The organism is Pseudoalteromonas rubra (assembly GCF_005887095.1).
Lineage (GTDB): Bacteria > Pseudomonadota > Gammaproteobacteria > Enterobacterales > Alteromonadaceae > Pseudoalteromonas > Pseudoalteromonas rubra_E.
Genome location: NZ_PNCI01000018.1, coordinates 152,642 through 174,972, shown reverse-complemented (window position 1 = coordinate 174,972; position 22,331 = coordinate 152,642). Strand labels below are relative to the sequence as shown.

Below are 22,331 nucleotides of genomic sequence, written 5' to 3'. Positions count from 1 at the left end.
CCCTAAAATACATAGCTGACGGACAGACCCAGCCCCAATGCATTGCGGCTGCGGTTGTCACCACGCATCAGGTTATTCTGTATGATAGGGCTATCGGCAACGGCGCTGGGAGTCTGATAGTAACGCAATGACGCATCAAACAGCCAGTTTTCTGTGAGCGGATAGGTGGCGCCAAGGTGCAAACTATGCGACAAGCCACTACTCGCTATATACTTAGGTAACCCGCTGATCCGGTTATTATTGTTATTCTCTGCGTTGTTGACACCATAGTAATAATTCAACAAACCCCCTGACAAATAATTCACACGATACGCACCAAACAGGTGCCAGTTTTGTATCGTCCAGTGTTTGCTGATCTGCGAGCTCACATAAGTGCCCCGGTCGTCACTTAGCTTAGGAGTTGCTATTAGTTGAAATCTTAGCCCTGACCATATCCCACGAAAGCGCACACCCAGGTAGTTAGTCTGGTTTTTTGTAAAGCGCAGTTCGGAGCCATCTTGTTGAATGTATTTGGTATCGGCGTCTGAGTGTGCCGACGAGGCCAGAAAATCCACATCCCAGTGGTCGGTGCGGTACAAGTTGTAGCCTACGCTGGTGCTGCCAAGAATATTATTGGGCCCACCCGGGACCTCAACAAACAAACCGTTATCCCACTCATAAGCACCATTAATGAAATAACCCAGGCCTGCACCCGCATCACCAAAAGGCCCTTGCCCTGCGAAAGCACCAACGCCAATTGCCATATACCCTTTACTGTCAGGGCGTTTTTCCTCTACAGGCTCTGCTGCCTGCAAAGGTGCACTGGTTACGCCTGCCAGAGAAAGGCAAACTGCCAGTGTATGTACCAATACCTTGTTCATTATTTTTATTCCTGTCATCACTTTCGATACGAACAGCATAGCGAGGAGCTGTTGAAGAAGTCGTAACAGTCACCACCAAAATGTATCAAAGTGTAGCGAAGGTTATATATAATTTAGGTACTGACGTCTATCCCCTCAAATTGCCATTGTGGATTAAAACGCAAACTTTATGCTTAGTGCCTCATGCTCAAAGGCGGAGGCAGGCTAAGTTGAAGGAAATGAGATTGACTATTGCTTAAGGTGTGGTTGAATTTTGACCACATGCTCGGATACTGTTTTCTGAGTGTGTGCTCCGTTGGTGCTGGAGTAAGGCACTGACTCACTCAAAAACACAGGTAAGGACAAGCTATGCAACTCAAACTAAAAAAATCACCAGTCAAAAACCTCAGCCACAAAACGCTGGATACGCACAACACTCAGGCTATCGCCGCTGGTAATGGGCCCAGTGCCAGTAACCCTATCGTTTGCCACAGTTACCCAGTGTGTTGGACAAAAACCTACTGCTGGACCGCATAATTGCACGATACATCTATGCCTGAGTTCCCGACTCAGGCATCATAAGGTGAAGATGTTGAGTATGTAAGGTCAGCCTTAGCGCCAGGCCCGGTGTCATTCGGTGGGCGGTTATCTGGCCTTTTTGAGCATTGACCAGTTGTGCGACCAGCGCCAGGCCAATCCCGGTTCCCTGAGTCGTGCGGGTTAGTTCATTGCCTCCCCGATAAAATAACTCAAATAGCTTATCGCACTGCTGTTGCGACACACCGGGACCGTAATCGCGGATCTCCAGCTCCAGTTTGTCGCGATTGTGATCGTTACGTCTAAAGGTAATGTCGAGCTGTCTGCGTGCCGGGTCGGTGATGCCCTCGGCAGCGAAGAACTTGACGGTGTTTTCGGCAATGTTAATCACCACCTGCGCAAACGCATCCTGATCAACTAACACGGCGGCCTCTTCAGACAAAGGAGGCTCAATGACCATATTCAGGGTAAAGGCGTGTTTATCTAGCAAGGTTGATGTCTTTGAACGAATAATATCGGCCAGCATAGTGACTTGCACGTATTCGGGATTGACCTGGCTCAGTCCGTCCTGATCGTGATGATTTAACCGTGTCAGGAGCAGGATATTGTCGATCAGGCGGCTTAGTCGCTCGCTTTCACTGTGAATAAAGCCGTAATAGTCCTGCCGGGCATCCGTCGATACCACAGTACCTGAGCGCAGCATTTCGGCATACATACGAATGGCGGTCAGCGGGGTTTTGAGTTCATGGCTGACCGAAGACACAAAATTCATTCTCTGCTCTGCAAGCGCCAGCTGTTTAACACTCAGCCGATAAAATCCGTAACAGGCACCCAGAATCGTCAGTATCAGCGACAGGGCAAACACACTGCTGTACAGCATGGTCTGGCTCATGGGCAGAGTATGGGTCGCAAAGTGTAGTGTGTAGTTGTTAAATGGCCAGCGCAGGGCGTCGCTATATAAGAATTGCTCACTCAGGTTAGTGGGAATGTCGGTCTGTGCCAGGCGCCGTGCAGGCGACTGTGAATGGGTAAGTAAAAAATGCACTGGCTCCGGCTGAGTTGTCATTGCGCTATACATAGTGTTAGAGCCGCTTGAACTATCTGCATCCAGCGTCAGTAAAACCGGGAGGTCAAACTGACTTTGGCTCAGGTACTCACTGACAAGGTTCAGTAAATACGGCTCTCGCCTGACCAGATAACCTTGCAACTTTCGCTGCGCGCCAACTTTGGGCAGACGATAGAAAATCAAGTAGCCAGGTACATCAAACCACAGCTGGTACAGGCCGCTTTCTTTGCTTAATCCCTGCGACAGCTTGCTTTGCAATGCCTTGGATTTAGACAGGATCTGGTATATGAATTTTGCCTGATCGTAACGTTGTTGTAACTCAGGTGAGGCTTTCCTTCGCTCTGAATCTGGATTAGCAATGCCCTTATCCGACAAGGGCTCTGGCCAGATTGGACTGTTGAACCGACCCTGCGCATCAAACTGAAAATAACCGACCAGCCCCTGAATAGGCCGGGTGGCCGTTGGTCTGGCAGGATCCAGATGTGACAGTACTGAGGGCATCTGCAGGGTTTCGTCGGTGAGTGGGTTATACACCGCCTGATAGTAGTCAAATGCGTTGACTGGCAGCGCATCGGTAAGGAGCCGGCGTTTAAACATCTGGCGGTCAATTTGTAATATCAGGTGACGAGCCTGTTCCTGATAGGTGTTCAGTTGGTTCTGTTTAAGCTGTGCAAAACCAAAGTAGAGCAAAATACCCAGTGGTATTAACAGGCACAGTAAAAAGGTGCCGGCCTGCCAGCGCAGTCGCTGTTTGCGTTGTGCATAGCTCATTAGTTGAGCGTCTTTAAACCACATAGCGATGCCGTTACTGAGTGTACAACTGATAGCCTTCACCACGATGGGTGACCAGATGGCGTGGTGACTTAGGATCCTGCTCTATTTTTTTGCGCAACTTGGCAATATGAATATCGACCGTACGCGTATCTATGTCCCCTACGGTTTTATAGCCCCAAACCTGATGCAATAGCTCATCACGACTGACGGGTTTGTTCTGACGTAGCAGGTAACTCAATAAACTGACCTCACGACGTGTGTATTTGACGGGCAGCTGATAAGACGTTCCGGTCAGTGTGTGCGGACAAACACTGACGTTTTTGCTCAGGATCAGCGCTTCTTCATGCTGGCTCCAGCCCGAGCGGCGCACCAGCGCATTGACGCGCAATACCAGTTCCGAGGTTGAAAAGGGTTTAGCCACATAGTCATCGGCGCCGAGGCTCAGGCCATTGATAATGTCCTGCTCGGTACTTTTGGCCGTCAACATCATAATGGGTTGAGTTGCAGAGGTTTGTCTGAGTGCTTCGCAGATCTCAAAGCCGCTCATTGATGGCAACATGACATCCAACAAAATACAGGCATAGTCGTTCTGTTGTGCTCGTTTAAGACCTTGTACGCCGTCCATTTCACTGTCGACGTCATAGCCATGAAAGACAAATAAATCGGTCAGACCACGCAGGATTGCTGGTTCATCTTCTACGATCAGCAGGGTGGGTTTCATCTTGTTGTTATTCCCTTTTAAGTCGTGGCCAGTGATGAGAAAAATCTAGCTGGCCCGGCGCCAAAGTGCACGTAAACTTTTGTAAAACCTGCGCCGTTTTATTTTACATAGCTTGCCTGTTGTCACGCCCATGCGCCCTCTAAAGTAGACTGCATCGTCCCGTTGGAGAAGTCACCATGGATATAGTGAGAACGAAAAAAAGCCCCCTGTTAAGACATAAAGGCAAAGCGACGAGTGCACTGGGCTTGGTTGTGATGACCTGCCTGGCTGTGTTTTTTAACCGCCATACTAGCGCGACCAACCTGGTAGATAAAGCCCCGTTGTTGATTGATACCGTTCGCCGGGGTGAGCTAAAAGTCACGGTGCGAGGCAGCGGCGTACTGGTACCCGCTCAGATCCGCTGGATAACGACCCCGGTAGATGGTCGGGTGGAACAGGTATTTAAGAAAGCCGGCGCGCAGGTAAAACAGGGGGATGTGCTGCTGCAACTGAGTAACCCTGAACTGAAAGAGTCTCTTGATCAGGCGCGTTGGCAGTTACAGGCACTGGAAGCACAGACCCACGCGGAGCAGGTGACGCTGGAGTCTGCTTTGCTCGATCAGGAAATTGCGGTGGTTGATGAAAAGCTAAATCTGGAACGCGCCGAACTGACCCTGGCTGCCCAGGAAAAGCTGCTGGCGCAGGGGATCGTTGCCGTCTCTAAGATTGATTTTGAAGAAGTTAAGATCAATGTTGCCCAGTTTCGCCAGCGTTTTTTACTTGAGCAGCAGCGTCTTGATAAACGGCGCGAAAACCTGGCCGCGCAGTTACGCGCCGGTAACGCAAGGCTCAACAGTTTGCGCAAGCAGGTAGAGCGCATTGAACAACAGGTGAACGGGCTCACAGTAATCGCCACCATGGATAGTATTGTCCAGGCCATGCCATTGGAGCCTGGCCAGCAGATCCGTGCCGGGAGTAACCTGGCTATGCTGGCCAGAAATGATCAGTTTGTTGCCCAGCTGCGCATACCGGAAAGCCAGATCAAAGATGTGCAGATTGGCCAGGCTGTTGTGCTGGATACCCGGGCAAGTCAGATTAACGGGTCTGTAAAGCGTATTGACCCAGCTGTCAGCGATAGTGCGGTGCTGGTGGAGGTTGCGCTCAGCGGGGAACTGCCGAAAGAAGTCCGTCCGGCCTTAAGCGTCGATGGGGTCATAGAGATTGCAACGCTTGCCGATACCTTGTTTGTTAAACGCCCGGTCATGGCCAGTGGATTTAGTCAGGCCAGCCTTTATCTGCTGGATCAGTCTGGCGAGCAGGCCAGTCGGCAGCCTCTGACATTTGGTCATATGTCCAGCCAGTACATTGAAATTGAACATGGTGCTACAGTCGGCACCCGCATCATTTTGTCGGACACGTCACACTGGCAGCACAGCAACGTGCGCTTTAGTCAGCCGTTTTCTGCGCAGTATTAGCCCTCACTCTACAGGAGTACTGAGAATGTCAACTCAACACCCAAACCATGAAATGCTGGTTGAGCTAAACCAGTTAAATAAAGTCTTTGTCAGCGATGATGTCGAAACCTGGGCGCTGAACAACATCAATTTACGGATCTCAAAAGGGGAGTACCTTGCCATCACAGGGCCATCCGGCTGTGGTAAGTCGACCTTGCTGGCTCAGCTTGGGCTGTTGGATACCTCGACCGACGGTACCTACTGGCTGGCAGGGCATGATGCTGCACAGATAGATAAAAATGAACGCGCACGGATCCGAAATAAGGAAATAGGGTTCATTTTTCAGGCATTTAACTTGATCAGTGATTTGAGTGTTGAGGATAACGTGGCTTTACCACTGACATATCGTCAGGACCTGAGCCGGGAGCAGCGACGTGCACGTGTCACGGCGGCACTTGAGCAGGTAGAGATGGTCCATCGCGCCAGTCATTTTCCTGCTCAGTTATCTGGTGGGCAACAGCAACGGGTGGCCATCGCAAGAGCCATTGCCGGGGAGCCTGCGATTATTTTAGCGGATGAACCAACGGGCAACCTGGATTCCAAAAATGCCGCAGCTGTGATGACACTGCTAGATACTCTGCACCATAACGGCGCGACGATTTGCATGGTAACCCACGATATGTCGTCGGCATTACGTACCGGGCGGATCATCGAAATGAAAGACGGCGCAATAGTGTCGGACAGTCCCACATCTGCCCGTTCTGCCATTGCAGTGTAAGTGCAATTTGCTGAAGAGGAATTGAGTATGCCTGCCTGGATAGATATTCGATATGCAGTTCGGCTGCTGCTGAAAAAGCCCCTGTTTACCCTGACCACCACTGCCATTGTGACGGTGGGACTAGCACTGACTTTGTACACCTATACGCTGATGCAGCAGCTGGTGTTTAAGCCCCTGACTTTAGGTCAGGATACGCAACTTATCGCCATTGCAGGTGAGTTTAAGGCTGCCCATGGTGTCCGCCAGCGTGTTGATCCCTACCATCTGAATCGAATTCAGGCGTACAGTACGTTGTTACAGAGTATGAGTCTGTATCAATCGGCAGTGCGCACTGTGGGCAGGCTGGGCAATGAAGCCATGTCGCAAAAAGTGCACCTGACCTACGTACAGTGGGACATATTTGAGGTAGCAGGTGTGCAGCCTTTGCTGGGCCGCAGCTTTGGCCCAGCTGATCAGCAAAATGAAGCACAGTCGGCGGTGGTGCTGAGCCATGATATCTGGCAACGGGTCTTCGATGGCAATGAAGATATTATTGGCCAGGTGGTTCAGGTTGAGGCTATCCCTGTACAAGTGATAGGTGTCATGCCACCTGGGTTTGCGTTTCCAACTCAGGCTCAGGTTTGGCAAATTATGACCCAGACCCGGCTATCGCCTGCCAGCCCGTCGAACCGGGGAGGGTTGCAGGCGATAGCCCGGCTTAAGCCTGATGTTACTCTGGCACAGTTTCAACATGAGCTGGCCACCTTGTTGCAGCGCCAAATCCAGGCTCTGCCGCAGGAGTTTGCCTGGCGCTCTGATGTGCCGGGTGGCTACCTGCAGGCGGTGCCATTTAAACTCAGCGTCGATGTGTTGTATCAGCACTATTCTGTGCTGGTGGCCATGATGTTGGTGGTGTTACTGATCTTACTACTGACCTGTATCAATGTGGGTAATTTGCTGCTGGCTCGGGTGAATGAGCAGATCCGTGATGTGGCAATTCGGGTTGCCTTAGGCGTACCACAGCGGCGTTTAATTATGCAGATGCTGTGGGAAAGCACCTTGATTTGTTGTATTGGCGGAATATTGGCATTGGGGCTGGCACAATGGGGGATGACACTGACCAATCAGGCATTAGACGAGATCTTTGCATTGAACGGCGCGCGCCCTTTCTGGTGGACGATCAGTTTGTCGCAGGACACAGTCTGGATGTTGCTGGGTGCTGTTTTACTGATGATACTCATCACAGGTTTTATTCCGGCGTGGCGTGCTTTGCAAGGAGATATGAATGGCATTTTACGTGACGGTACCCGGGGCGCGGTGAGTAAACGTGCGGGCAGAGTGAATCAAGTGTTGGTGATTACCGAAATCGCTTTGTCTTGTGTCGTATTGGTCATTGCAGCAATGCTCCTGGGGAGTAGTTTGGCTGCGCAACAGGCCGATTATGGTGTACAAACTGAGCAGCGCCTGACTGCGTCGGTGCGTCTGGCGTGGGGGAGTTATCGTTGGAATGGGGGTGAGCCACAGGCGCGAAAAAAGCGCAACGATTTTTACTACGGGCTTAAAGAAAAGCTGGAACAGCTTCCAAATGTGCACAGTGTTGCTTATTTCAGTAGTCTGCCGGGGACGGGCGGAGGCACCTCATATTTTGAGATCCAGGGACAGGCGGCAGAGGTTTTTAGTGATAACCCAATGTGGAACTTTGAGGTAGTCAGTCGGGATGCGTGGCGAACGGTTGGTATGCAGCTGCTTGAAGGGCGTGATTTTAACCTGACAGATCTGGCCATTGATAGCCGTGAACTGCGCAACAGCGGATCGCCGGTCATTATTAATGCGGCTATGGCACGAGAGTTGTTTCCGCAAGGGAGTGCTGTGGGGCAGCGGATTCGCACTCTGGATGGAGAAGGCTGGCATACGGAATGGCGGACCATAGTCGGTGTGGTGTCCGATAGCATTCATGGCCCAACCCTGAATGCCACCAGTACTGCGTATACCGGGTATGGCCTGATGGATCTGCGGTCATGGTGGATGAATATAGTCGTGCATTATAGCGGCGATGAATCAGAGGCCATTGCTGCGTTGCAGCAGATTATGATTGACCTGGATGCGGATGCAACGGTGCACCAGGTCCAGAGCTATCAGAGTTTAATTAAACAGCCTCTGCTTTTGATGGAATCACTCAATCAGGTGTTCTTAGTCGGCGGGCTGGTCGCCTTATTTTTAGCGGCCAGTGGCATTTATGCGATGTCAGCGAACAGTATTACTCTACGCAGTCAGGAGATTGCCACCCGGCGCGCCCTTGGCACCCCTGATAAACAAGTGGTTGGTTTGTTTATCCGGCAGGCACTTGTGCAGCTGACAGTCGGACTGGTCCTTGGAGTACTTGTGGCATTATGGTTGAGCAGACAGCTTAGTGCTGCAATGATTATCGACCCTGACAGCTATGTACTGGCGCTAATGGGGATCCCTGCTCTTATCGTCTTGTTGGTACTGTTGGCTACTTTATTGCCAGTCTCACAGCAGGTTAAAGCGCCACCTGCACAGGCATTACGACAGAGTTAACTGCACAGATATGTGGTGGACACCGCAACAGGGTTGCGGCACAGTAGGGGTTTTCTGATTTGCGTAAACACCTATGCTTGCTAATTTTATTACGCGTGTTCACCATGTCGCGATTATTTGCTCAGACTATGTGACATCAAAAGCCTTTTATACCGATATTATTGGCTGTCGAGTCGTCGCTGAACATTATCAGCCAGGACGTGAGAGTTATAAGCTGGACCTGTCACTGCCCGACGGCACTCAGATTGAATTGTTTCACTTTGCCTCGGCACCAGAACGGCCCAGTTACCCGGAAGCTCAGGGGTTGCGTCATCTTGCCTTGTCTGTCACCGACATAGAGGCGGCACGCAATGCGTTGCTTGCCCACGGGGTGAGCTGTGAATCTATCCGAATCGACCCCTATACTCAGCAACGTTTTTGCTTTTTTGCTGATCCTGATGGCTTACCCCTGGAATTATATGAAATGTCGGGCCAGTAAAATGCGAATTGAGAAAGACTAGGCTCCCGAGGAGCGCCAGGAATTTAATGGGGTTGAAGGCCTGGCTCAGGCACAACAGGATCAGGTTTACCTGATGGACAAGGAGCTCAGAGATAAATGCAACAATGCAAAGGTTGATCTGGCGGTGGCCAAAGGCGATAAAAACAACAAAGAAGTTGCCAGACAAACAAACATCATCAAACAAACCTGCCGACAGTAACAATATAATGAGGGCCGCATCGATATGCGGCCCTCATTTTGATTTATTCGAATGAAGTTAATCAAACGAGATTAATCAAACCAGATTACTGGAATGAAGTTAATCGAACCAGATTACTGGAATGAAGTTAATCAAACCAGATTACTGGAAACTCACACTCACTTCGTTCGAACAGATATCACTGGCCTGACAGATCTTATAGGTGAAGCCGGTAACCGCTGGATCACGGCCGAAATCACGGAATTGACCTGAGTTGTTCACGGTACGAAGTAGTGCGCCGTCGCGGTAAATATCGACCTGGTCAGCGCTGCTTCCAGACCATGACAATGACACGCGGTAGAAGCCAAGGCGTGACTTGTTAGTGCGTACCACTTCCAGTGCAATATCATCAGAGCTGACAGTCACTTCCTGCGTCGTACTGTTGCTGTTGCCTTCACTGTCGGTCACAGTGAGGGTAGCAGAGTAAGTACCAGACGCGGTATAAATATGAGTCGGGCTTGCTTCGCTGCTGCTGTTACCATCTCCGAAGTCCCATTGCCAGCTGACGATGTCGTTATTGGCATCGGTACTGCTGTCAGTAAAGACAACGCTCAGACCGTCTTTTTCGAAGCTGAAACCTGCGACCGGAGGTTGCGCAGAAACTTCGCCAAGGCCTGTGAGTGTCAGAGTCCAGTTATTCAGTGTTCCTGTATCCACACCCGCGTTATCAGACACGTTTAGCGTCCAGTCACCACGTGCCGTTTCGCCATTGAAGGCCGCAGAGTTGAAGGTATCAACCAGGTTATCTGCGCTGCCACCGGCACGGTTATGCAGTGTCACTGAGGTACCCGCCGGAGACGTCAGAGTGACCAGCAGATCGCCAATATAGGTGTGAGTGATGTCCACCAGCGTGTTGCTGTCGAAAATGGTGATATCATCAGCAACGGTTATCACTGAGCTGATGCCATTGGCATCGTTATCAGGGATATCCACAGCCGTTGTGTTGTCATAGCTGAAGTCGCTCAGACCCTGCGGCAATACAGACAGGCTAACCGTTTTACTTTCAGCCAAATCGCCAGACGTGGCGTTGACGGTGAAGCTGTAGTCACCCCATTGTGTATCCGCTGTGGTAGGAACTGTCAGAGTCACAGTGCTACCCGGAGTAACCGTGCTTTGTGACAGCACTGCACCTGGCAATGCGCTGTCCAGCGTCAGGGCGATGTCACCCTGCCAGTCGGCAACTGAGGTGAAGTTGAACTCATAGCTGGCCGTTTCGCCCGCTGTGATCTCCTGGGTACCAGGTGTGACACCGACTCTGAAGCCAGGTGCCGGATCTGCATCCAGTAGCGCCTGGTGCGCGTTCAGACGCGTGCCTGCAACGGTTTTGCCATCCAGGTCTGCGTTTGCATCACCACTTTGCATCAGCAGGTTTTTCAGCGACAGAGTATCCAGTGTAGGGTCAATCGACAATACCAGTGCCGCGGCACCCGCGACGTGCGGTGTGGCCATCGAAGTACCTGAGAAGCTGCTGTAGCCACCACCTGGTACAGTAGAGAGGATAGCACTACCCGGTGCACCCATATCCACTGACGTCAGTCCCCACTGCGAGAAAGAAGACATAGTGTCATTGTCTGTGGTCGAGGCAATAGAGAACACGCTGTCGTGCTCATAGCTTGAAGGGTAGTGTGGGTTGCTGTCGTTGTCGACGGCACCATTACCGGCCGCTGCGACAAACAGGATATCTGCATTTTCACTGGCTGTGATTGCATCAGACAGCGCCTGGCTGAATCCGCCGCCACCCCAGCTGTTGTTCAGAACGCGAACGTTATGGCCTGCTTGTTTCAGCGATACCATGTAATCAATACACTCGATGGCATCTGCAGTTGAACCACTACCTGAAGAGTCTAAGAACTTACAGCCCACAATCGATACTTCATGGTTCACGCCTACTACGCCGGTGGCATCGTTACCTGTCGCGCCTATGGTGCCCGATACGTGCGTACCATGGCCCTGATCATCCATTGGATCGCCTGATCCTGTGATGGTGTTCACACCGTAAACATCATCAACAAAGCCATTGTTATCGTTGTCGATGCCGTCGCCTGCGATCTCACCTGGGTTTTGCCACATGTTTGCGACCAGATCCGGGTGTGTGTAGTCCACACCCGTGTCGATAACACCAACAATCACATCTCGTGAACCGATACTGATATCCCAGGCTTCAGGTGCATCGATGTCGGCATCGTCCACACCGCCAGTTTGTCCTGTGTTATGTAACCCCCACAGTTCACCAAAGCGTGCATCATCTGGAATGCCCAGTGCCTTAACCTGATAGTCTGGCTCGACATAGTCTACTGCCGGGTGTTTAGCCAGTTTGGCAATGGCCTCTTTGCTGCTGATCCCATCCAGTTTGAAGTTGGCAAGACGACCTGACAGAACATGCTTATAACGATCATCTACTTCGTCGGCGTTGTTGTCCGAGATACGGGCTTTTACCAGGCTACGCGCCTGAGCTCGCAACGCACTGGATGCCTCTTTTTTGAATACCACGATGACGCTGTTGTCATTGGTTTTTTCTGTTGCTGTGATCTGTACCGCAGCTTGCGCTGCACCGCTGAAAAGTGGCAGTAATGCCAGGGTTAAGGCAGAAAATTTTAATTTCATCATTTGTCCTAGATAGTAAGTTGGTTTATTAACCATGACGTCATGGTGTGTGCTCGACTAAGTGGGCATGATGTGTGATCCGCCAAGCCCTCAGGCCGACGGTCGATAACTCGGTTTGGCAACTCAGGTCACGCTAAAACAGCCTGAATTACGGATGCAATTTTAAAATGTAAAAAAGTCGTTAAAATACGATTTTTTCAGCAGTTGGATAGTGTTTACGGGGTGTTATTCATACTTTTTTGTGAATTTTTCTGCCCTGAACTGATTATTCTTTGACTCATACTATTTTGTGAGATTGCCTCGTACTAATATCGGTAAATTGAGTGTTTTTACTTTAACTATTTGAATTTTATCGAATTAGTAGAATCCAAATTATTTCTAATTTCCCTCACTAACACAGCACTCTAGAGTGGCTATATGAGTTCGAAATAACGTGCAAACACTGCTCAGTCAGATCTGGGCACCGGACTCAGGCTTTGATGACTAAGCGAGTATGAACGCGGCCCCGCTCAATGACGGTATCCGGTGACGGACGACGGTCTTTGCGAGCGAAGCTGAAGATAACCCGGGTTAACAGTGTATTGCGTCTGTTTCAGCGTACGTAAGGAGCCGGCAACCTCCGTTAAGACGATACGTTCTAATCCAGCAGACAAGCAATGCGAGTTGAAGGAAATTGCAAAATAACGATTAATAACTCTAAGGAGAACCAGGTGAAATTTTCAAAATCACTGACCTGCTGTGCAATTGCATTGGCATTATCTGGTGTCAGCGTTGCACAGGCTGCCGACACAGAGGCAAAAGCAGCTTCAACGTCTGAGTTGGCACAGCTGATCCAGATTGATAATACGGGAAATACGCTGACGGTGACCCAGCGTTCAAATAACGGTGCAGGCAATGTACTCACCAGCTCGCAAGAAGGCGAGTCGAATGTTAGCGACGTGTCGATTGCGGGTGATGGCAATATCACCACAGTTGCGCAAGCTGGCACAGGCAATCTGACCAAAGTCACCGCCACGGGCGATGGCAATACGCAGGAATACAGCCAGGATGGTGAACAAAACGGTGCACTGACTGAGCTCAATGGTAACGATAACAACCTGAACATCACTCAGCGTGGGGTTGGTTACCTGGGGATCAACAACGAAGTCACCAACACCATAAATGGTGACGGTAACCGTATTCATGTTGAACAAAGCAGTGGTGGTCATTGGTTCTATAATACCGACATGCAGGGCAACAATAACCAGGTAACGGCTGTTCAGCAGGGGACCTGGGGTGAAGTGAATATTGATCGTGTACAGGGCGATCAGAACAGCATCGAGGTTGACCAGAACGGAACCTACAATGAGTTAAACCTGGCGAGCCTGCAGGGCAACGATAATGATCTGAGCTTGTCTCAGGAGGGTAACTACAACAAATTTACCATTGATACGTTAGCTGGCAACGATAACGAGTTGCAGGCAGAGCAAAGTGCTGGCGATGGTAACCGAGTTGAAATGGCCGAACTGCAAGGTGAGAGTAACCGCATTGATCTGGAGCAGGAAGGCAATGACAACCGCGTGACGTCGACTCTTTTCGGCGGTGATAGTAACTATGTCACGGTGGCACAGCTGGGTGATAACAACCAGACAACCTTCGATGTGGTAGGCAATGACAACGACTTTGACGCGCAGCAACGTGGTAATGATAACCAGGCATATCTGGGCGCCGCGGGCAATGATAATGAATACAGCACCTTGCAATTAGGTGATAACAACCAGCTGCACATTGCGAAATTTAATAGCAATGGCAGTGAAGTGGGCATTATCCAAAATGGCGATGACAATGAGGTTGTGCTGCAATCATCGCACCCGGATAACTCACTGACCAGCAACAACAATATGCTGAATGTTGCGCAAACAGGTGACAGCAATGGCGTGTCAGTTACGCTGGCGTCTGTGACTGAAAGCGGGTTGAATCAGCTTGATCTGGTCCAAAACGGCGAGCTTAATGCTATCGATTTGATGCTTGAGGGCAATGGCAACGACATTGCGATTGAACAAACTGGCGGCGCTAACTTTGTTGCTGGTGTGGGTTCAGGTGCATTCGTTGTGAATGGCAGTGATAACAACATCCAGATCAATCAGGACGGCTTTGGTAACCTGGTTGAGGGTGGCGTTAACGGCAGTGGCCAGACTATCAACATCACTCAGGTCGGTGACTACAATGTCGCGACTGTGACTCAGCAGTAACCATCATGGCCACAAGACCAGGTGGTTTTGTGGCCAAGTTTAACACCATGAAGATTTACCTACTTATTTTGGGTGTCTGGCTTTTGAGCTTTACACCGTATAGCCAGGGGGCCGACGAAGAGGTCGAACTGGGTGGGCTGGTCATTGATCAGAGTATTAGCCGTTTTGGCTATCAGTTTTATTTTGACTTTTCACAGCTGTGGCGCGATGTACCGGCGACAGCAGGCGTGAATATCACCATTAAAGAAACCGTGCTGCCGCGTGCAGGCACCCGGTTACAGGTATTTATGAACAACCAGCTGGTGTATGCCACCGCCATGGGACGTCGTGGAGGGCCACTTAAGTCACGCGTTGAGGCAGCTTTGTTTGCCATTATGGACGCCATGGCCAGTGCACAGCATCAGCAACACTCTCCAGATTTAGCAACAAGCGGGTGGTAACAATGAAAACAACAATAATATGCTGCTTTGGGGCGCTATGCAGTTTGTCGCTGCATGCCACTGAATTGGTCTACAAGCCCATCAACCCGTCATTTGGCGGCAACCCTCTCAATGCCAATATGCTGTTAAACAAAGCACAGGCACAAAACAAGCACCGCGCCCCTGTGATTGAAAAGTCCTACGGCGACCGCTTTCAGGAATCGCTGGAGCGGACCTATCTGAATCGCATGGTGCGGGAAATCACATCCACCGCGTTTGGCGATGAAGTCGAGGACAGTATTTTTGATAAAGACTCGACCTTTATGAGCGGCGATTACGAAATACAGGTGATCACCAGTACGCCGGATTCCATTACGGTGCAGATCACAAATACCCTCACGGGAGACATTACGACGCTGGAAGTACCGAGGTTTGGTTAATGAAGTATCTGAGTATTACCTGTCTGATATTGCTGCTGAGCGCCTGTAGCGCGCTGCCCGTACTGCCTCCGCCCATGGCAAAGGCCGAGCCGCTGGCAGCCACTGAGGTGTTTAGTGAACTGAAGGCATTGCCAGCGCCGCGCGGACCTATCCCAGTGTCTGTGTATTCGTTTCGTGACCAAACAGGGCAATATAAGCCTCAGGAAAATGTCAGCTCATTTTCAACGGCGGTGACCCAGGGAGCCAACTCGATCCTGATGCAGGCGTTGCACGAAACCGACTGGTTCATTCCCATTGAGCGTGAGGGACTGCAAAACTTGCTGACCGAGCGTAAGATCACCCGGGCCGCGATGCAGGATAAAGATAGCTCCAACAGTCTGCCGCCGTTAACCCACGCCAAGCTGATCTTTGAAGGGGGGATCATCAGCTATGACGCCAATATAAAAACGGGTGGGATGGGAATGGAATACTTTGGTATTGGCGCCTCCGAATTGTACCGTGAAGACACCATCAGTATTTATCTGCGCGCGGTCGATGTTCGTACCGGACAAGTCTTATTGTCGGTCGCCACCAGTAAAAAAGTATTGTCTAAAGAAATGCGTGCGGGGTTTTTCCGCTACGTGAGTTATAAACGGCTCGCAGAGGCCGAAGCCGGATACAGTGAAAATGAGCCTATGCACATATGTGTCACCCAGGCGATAGAAAAAGCCCTGACGTTGCTGGTCCATCAGGGCCTCGAAAAAGGGGTCTGGGCGGCAAAACCCGCACAGCAACAGGCTGGTTAATTGGCCAATCCGCCAAAAGGAATGTGTTGCTGGGCCCAGTTGGCCAATTCAATTCGGTTGCGTGAGTTGGTCTTTTTAAACGCGCTGTAAATGTGGGTTTTGACGGTGTGACTGCTGATATTCAGAGAATCGGCAATATCGTCGTTTTTAGCACCATCGGCCAGAAGCCGGATCACGGATTTTTCGCGTTTGGTGAGCGAGGCCAGGGTAATATCACGCTGCTCGTCCGACAGCGCTGGCAGAGTTTGCGGCAGGCGCTGCATCAGGGCGCTGAATGCCAGAGAGATAGCGCCTCTGCCGAACCAGAGTTCACCACCGAGTACGCGCTGGATGCCTTTGAACTGACTTTCTGGTGAGGCTCCCTGATAGAGCACGCCTTTAACATTGGCGAGCAGGGCGGTTTGTTCGTTCAGCGTATCCGGGCAGGCATTGAATAACAAGACGCTGTGATGTTGTGCCAACGCCCTGAGCTGTGCGCTGAGTAAATCGCGACATTCGCGATGACTGACATCGACCAGAAACAGCTGATACTGCGATCGTTGCTCAGTGACGGGCAGGCGGGTATCGACCTTGATACTGTTGCCGCAAGCCTCAAGCATTTTGACAAACATGAGGAAATCCTGACTCAGCGTGTTGGTCTTTTGGTCTGTCAGGACGAACAGAGCACCACGCGTTGGGTTGTCTGAATACATCATTTTCTCGACTGTCCTTTTGTTGTTCCATTAACTTAAATATACATATTTTTTACAGGATGTTTAGTACTTATTTTCAATTTTTGGAACTGACCGGAGCAGTATCTCGTATTGGAACATTCCATCTGATTGCGGGCAAGATGACGGTGAATTGGCCAGGCAAGGCGCAACAGCTGGATCAGTAGTATGACGCGGCACTGGCAGGAGAGTCGTGAGCAGGTGGCCAGAGCACTGGCCTGACCACCTCAGTTGGTTAAATGTTTATCGGTAGAGTGCCCGCCATGCACAGGTGCGATAGCCATTGCGTTCAAAGTAAAAGCGGTTACAGTTGTCGTCGTAATTGTAGTTGCCGACATCGATCCGGTAGCCGCTGATATAAGTGTTGTGCAGAGATACAAAACGGCCGTTATAGAGCAATGAAAAATGCAGGTGTGGGCCACTGGATTGACCACCCTGACACAGCGCTGTGTTGTAGTCATTGGCATAGCGACCCAGCCAGGCACCTGCAGCAATCACGTCCCCTGTCTGATATTGCAGGGCGTCCATATGATAATACTGAGTGGCGTAACCGCTGGGATGTGTAACGCGGATATTACAGCGTGAGTAGCGGGTCACGGTTCCGCCGTGGGCTGCCTGGACCCAGGGCGTATTCGACCCCCAACCGCCAGAGTTGTTATTAAAGTCCAGCGATGAATAGGGGTAACCAGAGCCGGTATTCGAGTGCGCGCCGCCACTGTACCAGGCATAGCCTGAAGGCCAGGGAAAGTTAAGATAAAAATTGTTATTGCTCGTCACGGACTCTGTACTGGCATTCTGTACCTGTGCTTGTGGGTTAAGGAGAGCATCGCCGAACAGCTGCTGGAAGTGTCTGGCTACTTTGGCAACGTCACTTTGCGCACCCAATAATACGTTCAGGGCAAACGTCGCCGGGCTGATTGAGTGGGTATTGTTGAGTGTGTGATGTAACGCGTCTGAGTGCTGCCCCTGCTGCTGCTCAAAAGCGTAATAGCGCTGCGACAGGGCTGTGGTGATTGCTTCCAGTTGCGCCGAAAACCCAGATTGTGTCACTAACGAGCCAAATGGCTGTTCGAATGCTTTAGCAGAGGGGTCACTGAGCAGCTGACTCTGTTGCTCCATCAGTGCCAATAACAGCTTAGGGTTAATGCTGGCGTGACCTGCCCAGTGCAGCAGGGTTTCAAGCTGAGGCAACAGATGGGGAGCATGACTTGCAAGGGTGGCTTCCCAGTCTGTTTGTTGTAGCGAGTTACCGAACAGAAAGTGTTGTGGATCTATGTTGAGCAACGGAGAAAGCGCATGTTGCGTCAGTGCATCATCAGGTAGCTGATAAGCCGTGGCATCATGGTGCTGACCCTGTGCATGTATCTGCGCGCTACTGAGCCCTAGTGCCAGTGCGGCGTAGTGTAGTGTTTTCATGTTGTATCCTCATTAGGGTGAGTTCACGAACAGGTATATCCTTTTGTTGAATAAATGTACAATTCGAGTTTTTACTCTGCAATTTGTTTTTGTTTCTTAATGTTTACATTTTTGTTTCATTTGAGTTTGCAACTTGACTGGCAGGCGACTGGTAACACAGCAAAGGGCTTTGGATTGGGTTTAATCTGGGTAGTCGCCGGGGACCTCAGAAGGGCTCATAAGGACAGTAATAAAATTGTGGGCCGGCCTGACGGGGAAGTGGTCATCAGGCCCTAAGGTTACGCTCCACCATTAGTGGGCTGCGCCAGCAGAAAGGGCAATGACTGAGTTTTAGCCTGATACATAATTTTATCCGCGCAACTCAATAATTCTGCTGGTTCATCGCCATGATCCGGAAACAGCACGGCACCAATACTGAGATCCAGTGTGACTTCGCGCATATTGCCTTGCTGATCCTGCAGGCAGTAGTTGTCGGCCAGCAGGTTATGCTTGTAGCGGGTAAATAGTTCCAGTTGGCCAGGGTTATCTATGTTGGGGGCAATCACCACAAATTCATCTCCACCATAGCGCGCCACGAAATCTGAGCTGCGTTTGTACATTTTGAGTTTAGACGCAAGCAGCCTGAGCAGCTGGTCGCCTGCCTGGTGACCCAACTCATCGTTAATGGTTTTAAAGTTGTCCAGGTCGATAAACAACATAGCGAACTGCTTACCATAGCGCCGGGCGTCCTGCACCTGGGTGTGTAAGTGTTGATCCAGTGCGCCGCGGTTGTTGAGCATGGTAAGTCTGTCCAGACTGACCAGGTTTTCCAGGTTACGCTGCATATCAAAGCGTTCTTTAGAAAACACTATGGTGCGCCTGAGTAAATGAGCACTAAGTTCGTGCTTAGGGATATAGTCTTGTGCGCCGAGCTGAATAGCTTTTTCGCCAAACATTTCGTCTGACATGCCCGTCAACACTATGATAGGGATATGTGCGGCAAAATCTTTAACCCGCAGCAAGGTTTCCAGCCCCCGGCTCTGTGGCAGGTTCAGATCCATTAAAATGGCTTCGGGATTAAGCTGAGCGACTGCATCACGCAGCGACTCAATGGTTTCAAAGGCATTGACGGCATAATGGTGCTTGCCGTTGTGCTGGCTCAGAAGTTCTTTCACCAGGTAGATGTCATCCTGATTGTCTTCGAGTAAATAGATTAACCTGGCGTTCATACCTTACCCTTTGCGTTTTTGGTTGTATTGAAACCAGTATTTAATGAGCGTCTGGACCAGTTCGGTCAGCTCCGTCAGCCGGTTTGGTTTGGTTAAATAGGATTTGGCGCCCAGATGATAGGCTTTGGCGATATCTTTGGGACTGTCCGATGTGGTGTAGCAGATCACCAGCAGGGAGTTTACCAGCCCCTGCTGTTGCAACTCTTCCAGCGCTTCCAGCCCGCCCTTGTGTGGCATGTTTAAGTCCAGCAGGTAAACTGGCATCTGGTTGTCACTTTGCTGCACATGAGAGATAAACTCAATGCCGTTGTTTAACACGGTCACTTTGGGCTCCTGGGGAAGCTCTGCACAGGCTTGCTGAAAGAAATAAATGTCATCCGGGTCGTCTTCAACCAATACGATTTCCATCATAGCTCCCGTTGTTTTAGCCTGATTACAAAGTGCGCACCGGCTTGCTCGCTGTCGGTACAGGTAATTTGCCCGTCATGCAGGTCAACTATCTTCTTACATAAGGATAGACCAATCCCACTGCCTTTGTGGCTGTCGCCGTGCAAGCGCCTGAAGGGTTCAAAAATCTGTTGCCTGAACTGCTCAGGTACGCCTATGCCGTTGTCTTGATAGTGCAACATTAGCGTCGCGCCCTCGCGCTGGGTAGTGATCCGCACACAGGGCGCCTCGCCGTCAGCACAGAACTTAATGCTGTTGGCAATCAGGTTCTGCCAGATTTGAATAAACAAAGAGGCATCAACTTCCAGTTCACAATCTGGGTTATCACACTCTATTTGGGTGTGACTTTCCTCAATTTTAAAGCTCAGTTGATCGCACGCTTCAGTTATCAGGCTATTGAGTGATACTCGGGTTAGTTTTAGTTGGTGCGCATTCAGCCTGGATAGCTTGAGTAAGTCCTGGATCATGGTGCGCATGCGCTGAGTTGCATCTAGTAGCCTGTCCATTTCAAAGCAGGCTTTATCGTCTTCTTTCAGGGCAGGTGCCAGCCGCTGTGACAAGCTGTCGGAAAAGGCCGAAATTTTACGCAGTGGCTCTTGTAAGTCGTGAGAAGCAATAAAGGCAAAATGCTCGAGGCTGGCATTGGATTCCTGTAATTCACGCAGCAGGTTGGTTTGTTCCGTGATATCGACAAACGTCCCCAACATCAGCTCCGGGTTACCCTGCTCATCTCGGGTGACTATCGTATCCAGCGAATAGCACCAGACCCAATGCCCTTGCTTATGCTTAAAACGGTACTTTAACGGGATCAAATCCCCACTGTGACTGCTGATGACCTCTTTCATATGGGCATCCAGTAGGGGGCGTTCTTGTGGGTGAAAGAGGTTCATCAGGTTGCAGTTTTCCAGCTCCTGAAGGGTATACCCGAGCAGGTGGGTGTATCTGCGGTTGATTTTCACATTGGTTTTCTGCGTCAGATCAAATAGGTATAAGCCACAGACGGCAGAATCGATAATGCGCTGTAAAAATTGCTGGCTGTCTCGTAATTCGGTCTCTGCGTATTTCCGAGCTGTGATGTCAATAGCGGTGCCAACCAATTGCTTTACGTTACCCTGACTATCAAGTAAAGGATACAACGTTGTTTGATACCATAATTCCTGACCATGCGTTGGCAGCATTTCGATATACTCCAACGGCTTTTTGAGTTCGCAACAGGTCTGGTAGTTGTCCTGAATATGGTTGAGAATTTGGTCATCAAACATTTTTCCACGTAATTCAGATAAACGTTTGAACTGAATGTCCTCCAGCTTAATGGATGCGCGTTGGCAGGCGGTGGGGTTAAATTCCAGGAAAGTAAAATCGCCGTCTTCTTCTACCTGTAACAGCCAGATTGCCTGACTGGCACCATTATAGATTGCATTTAAAATGTTGGTTTTTTCACTGACTTTACGCTCCAGTATTTTGCTGGAGTCGATATTACGCAGTGCGCCAGACATCAACTGGGGTTTGCCTTGCTCATCAAACTGGCTATTACCCACTGCCATAAACCAGCTGTACTCGCCATGCTCGTTGCGGCCCTGATATTCTACCTGGTATTGCTCTTTACTTTTAAAGTGATCTTCAATGGCCTGCTCCACACGCTGGCGGTGCTCCGGGTGAATATGTTCAAACCAGTCTTCGTAGCCAGGATGCTCTATATTGGCTTTGCCTATCATCGTCATCAGGCGAGGCGAGTAACTGACCTCGCCGGTCACCACATTCCACTCCCAAATGCCATCAGCGGTGGCATTGATGGCCCGGCGCATTTTTTTGTCTGACTCTTTGAGTGCGCGCTCGGTGTTTTTCAAAGTGCTCAGGTTGTTAAACAGGGCCAGTACCACACTTTGTCCTTCAAACTGGGCCTTAACCAGCTTCATTTCCATTGGCACTGCCGCTTTAGCTTTTACTTTGACCTGGCATAGGGTCGCCAATTCAGCCGTGTCGGTATTGTTCAGCTTGTGGGTCAGTGTTTCCATGGTGGTAAAGGGATCACTGAATTCAATCAATTCGCTCAGGGGCTGACCATTGGGTTGTGTGTCACACAGATCTAAAGTCTTGAGAAAGTGCGAATTACATTGGGTGATTTTAAAGTTTTCGTCGAGTACCACGATACTGGCAGGCAGGGTGTTGAGTATAAAGTGGGTTAACTCATGCTCAGCCAGTTTTGAATCCAGCTGGTGTTTTTCCTGTGTGACCTTGTCGAGCTTGCGTGACACCCCCTGTAACTGATTCGGGGTGGGAATGGCAATGGCGCTGGGAATTAGGCGGAACATGTACACCGCGGTGGTGATAGAAACCAGTGCGGTGGCCATTTTGGCCAGAGCATGCATACCATAGGCGCCTTGCCAGACGGTGTAAATCCCTATCAAATGAGTCAGTCCACATAGCAGAATAAAACTTGAAAACAACACAAACAGCCAGTGCCCGCCGACATCCGGCCGTTTTTTGGCAAATATCATAATGGCAATGGGGATAGAGAAGTAAGCGGTGGCAATGAGTAAATCCGAGATAACATTGCCCCACAGCAAATGGGGTTGCCACAAATAACAGTGCCCGTGTGGCATATAGGCATCATGAAAAAATGACTCAAAACTATTGGATTCCATGGG

At 50.3% G+C, this 22,331-nt stretch carries 19 protein-coding genes; 10 read left to right on the top strand and 9 right to left on the bottom strand.

What is annotated here, in order from left to right; all coding sequences use genetic code 11:
- Positions 1 to 2 precede the first annotated feature (2 nt).
- A complete protein-coding gene (locus CWB99_RS09405) occupies positions 3 to 860 on the bottom strand; it encodes a MipA/OmpV family protein (protein WP_171045300.1) in 858 nt (285 codons plus the stop codon).
- Positions 861 to 1,208: 348 nt separating this feature from the next.
- On the opposite strand from CWB99_RS09405, the gene CWB99_RS24025 reads away from it, so the two are divergent.
- Positions 1,209 to 1,376 (top strand): hypothetical protein, encoded by a 168-nt coding sequence (locus tag CWB99_RS24025; protein ID WP_171045299.1) that lies wholly within the window; start codon positions 1,209 to 1,211, stop codon positions 1,374 to 1,376.
- A 13-nt stretch (positions 1,377 to 1,389) separates the two neighbouring features.
- Here the strand turns inward: CWB99_RS24025 and CWB99_RS09400 are convergent, their stop codons facing one another.
- Both CWB99_RS09400 and CWB99_RS09395 read right to left on the bottom strand, forming a co-directional pair.
- Complete coding sequence (locus CWB99_RS09400) at positions 1,390 to 3,237, bottom strand: sensor histidine kinase (protein ID WP_138551034.1); 1,848 nt, start codon at positions 3,235 to 3,237, stop codon at positions 1,390 to 1,392.
- 10 nt (positions 3,238 to 3,247) lie between these two features.
- The gene (locus tag CWB99_RS09395; protein ID WP_138551035.1) at positions 3,248 to 3,937 is read right to left on the bottom strand and encodes a response regulator transcription factor; all 690 of its coding nucleotides are present in this window, start codon (positions 3,935 to 3,937) and stop codon (positions 3,248 to 3,250) included.
- Positions 3,938 to 4,113: 176 nt separating this feature from the next.
- Here CWB99_RS09395 and CWB99_RS09390 point away from each other — a divergent pair, with 176 nt between their 5' ends.
- The 5 genes from CWB99_RS09390 to CWB99_RS24775 all read left to right on the top strand — a co-directional run bounded on the left by CWB99_RS09390 (position 4,114) and on the right by CWB99_RS24775 (position 9,384).
- Positions 4,114 to 5,391, top strand: a complete 1,278-nt coding sequence (locus tag CWB99_RS09390) for an HlyD family secretion protein (RefSeq protein ID WP_138551036.1) — start codon at positions 4,114 to 4,116, stop codon at positions 5,389 to 5,391.
- A gap of 25 nt (positions 5,392 to 5,416) precedes the next feature.
- Complete coding sequence (locus CWB99_RS09385) at positions 5,417 to 6,148, top strand: ABC transporter ATP-binding protein (protein WP_138551037.1); 732 nt, start codon at positions 5,417 to 5,419, stop codon at positions 6,146 to 6,148.
- A gap of 27 nt (positions 6,149 to 6,175) precedes the next feature.
- Positions 6,176 to 8,686 carry an ABC transporter permease gene (locus CWB99_RS09380; protein ID WP_138551038.1) on the top strand — a complete coding sequence of 837 codons (2,511 nt, stop codon included), beginning with the start codon at positions 6,176 to 6,178 and terminating at the stop codon, positions 8,684 to 8,686.
- Between the two features lie 73 nt (positions 8,687 to 8,759).
- Complete coding sequence (gene gloA2, locus CWB99_RS09375; protein WP_138551039.1) at positions 8,760 to 9,164, top strand: SMU1112c/YaeR family gloxylase I-like metalloprotein; 405 nt, start codon at positions 8,760 to 8,762, stop codon at positions 9,162 to 9,164.
- A gap of 94 nt (positions 9,165 to 9,258) precedes the next feature.
- Positions 9,259 to 9,384, top strand: a complete 126-nt coding sequence (locus CWB99_RS24775) for a hypothetical protein (protein WP_283235358.1) — start codon at positions 9,259 to 9,261, stop codon at positions 9,382 to 9,384.
- Between the two features lie 141 nt (positions 9,385 to 9,525).
- On the opposite strand, the gene CWB99_RS09365 is transcribed toward CWB99_RS24775, so the two are convergent.
- On the bottom strand, positions 9,526 to 12,027 hold the full coding sequence (locus CWB99_RS09365) for a S8 family serine peptidase (protein ID WP_138551040.1): 2,502 nt from the start codon (positions 12,025 to 12,027) through the stop codon (positions 9,526 to 9,528).
- A gap of 710 nt (positions 12,028 to 12,737) precedes the next feature.
- On the opposite strand from CWB99_RS09365, the gene CWB99_RS09360 reads away from it, so the two are divergent.
- From CWB99_RS09360 to CWB99_RS09345, 4 genes are read left to right on the top strand one after another with little or no spacing between them, the layout of a single operon-like run.
- Positions 12,738 to 14,258 carry a curlin gene (locus tag CWB99_RS09360; protein ID WP_138551041.1) on the top strand — a complete coding sequence of 507 codons (1,521 nt, stop codon included), beginning with the start codon at positions 12,738 to 12,740 and terminating at the stop codon, positions 14,256 to 14,258.
- A gap of 5 nt (positions 14,259 to 14,263) precedes the next feature.
- Complete coding sequence (locus CWB99_RS09355) at positions 14,264 to 14,698, top strand: CsgE family curli-type amyloid fiber assembly protein (protein WP_138551042.1); 435 nt, start codon at positions 14,264 to 14,266, stop codon at positions 14,696 to 14,698.
- A gap of 2 nt (positions 14,699 to 14,700) precedes the next feature.
- Positions 14,701 to 15,117 carry a curli assembly protein CsgF gene (locus CWB99_RS09350; RefSeq protein ID WP_138544679.1) on the top strand — a complete coding sequence of 139 codons (417 nt, stop codon included), beginning with the start codon at positions 14,701 to 14,703 and terminating at the stop codon, positions 15,115 to 15,117.
- Positions 15,117 to 15,902 (top strand): CsgG/HfaB family protein, encoded by a 786-nt coding sequence (locus CWB99_RS09345; RefSeq protein ID WP_138551043.1) that lies wholly within the window; start codon positions 15,117 to 15,119, stop codon positions 15,900 to 15,902. Before CWB99_RS09350 ends, CWB99_RS09345 begins: the two co-directional genes overlap by 1 nt.
- Here CWB99_RS09345 and CWB99_RS09340 read toward each other — a convergent pair.
- The 5 genes from CWB99_RS09340 to CWB99_RS09320 form a co-directional block, all read right to left on the bottom strand.
- Positions 15,899 to 16,597 carry a helix-turn-helix transcriptional regulator gene (locus CWB99_RS09340; protein WP_138551044.1) on the bottom strand — a complete coding sequence of 233 codons (699 nt, stop codon included), beginning with the start codon at positions 16,595 to 16,597 and terminating at the stop codon, positions 15,899 to 15,901. The two genes, CWB99_RS09345 and CWB99_RS09340, sit on opposite strands and share 4 nt — an antisense overlap.
- A 258-nt stretch (positions 16,598 to 16,855) precedes the next feature.
- Positions 16,856 to 18,028 carry a M23 family metallopeptidase gene (locus CWB99_RS09335; RefSeq protein WP_138551045.1) on the bottom strand — a complete coding sequence of 391 codons (1,173 nt, stop codon included), beginning with the start codon at positions 18,026 to 18,028 and terminating at the stop codon, positions 16,856 to 16,858.
- A 278-nt stretch (positions 18,029 to 18,306) separates the two neighbouring features.
- Positions 18,307 to 19,236, bottom strand: coding sequence for a GGDEF domain-containing protein (locus CWB99_RS09330; protein ID WP_138551046.1), 930 nt, complete (start codon positions 19,234 to 19,236; stop codon positions 18,307 to 18,309).
- A gap of 3 nt (positions 19,237 to 19,239) precedes the next feature.
- Positions 19,240 to 19,647, bottom strand: coding sequence for a response regulator (locus tag CWB99_RS09325; protein WP_138551047.1), 408 nt, complete (start codon positions 19,645 to 19,647; stop codon positions 19,240 to 19,242).
- The gene (locus tag CWB99_RS09320) at positions 19,644 to 22,328 is read right to left on the bottom strand and encodes a PAS domain-containing protein (RefSeq protein WP_138551048.1); all 2,685 of its coding nucleotides are present in this window, start codon (positions 22,326 to 22,328) and stop codon (positions 19,644 to 19,646) included. Before CWB99_RS09320 ends, CWB99_RS09325 begins: the two co-directional genes overlap by 4 nt.
- Positions 22,329 to 22,331 lie beyond the last annotated feature (3 nt).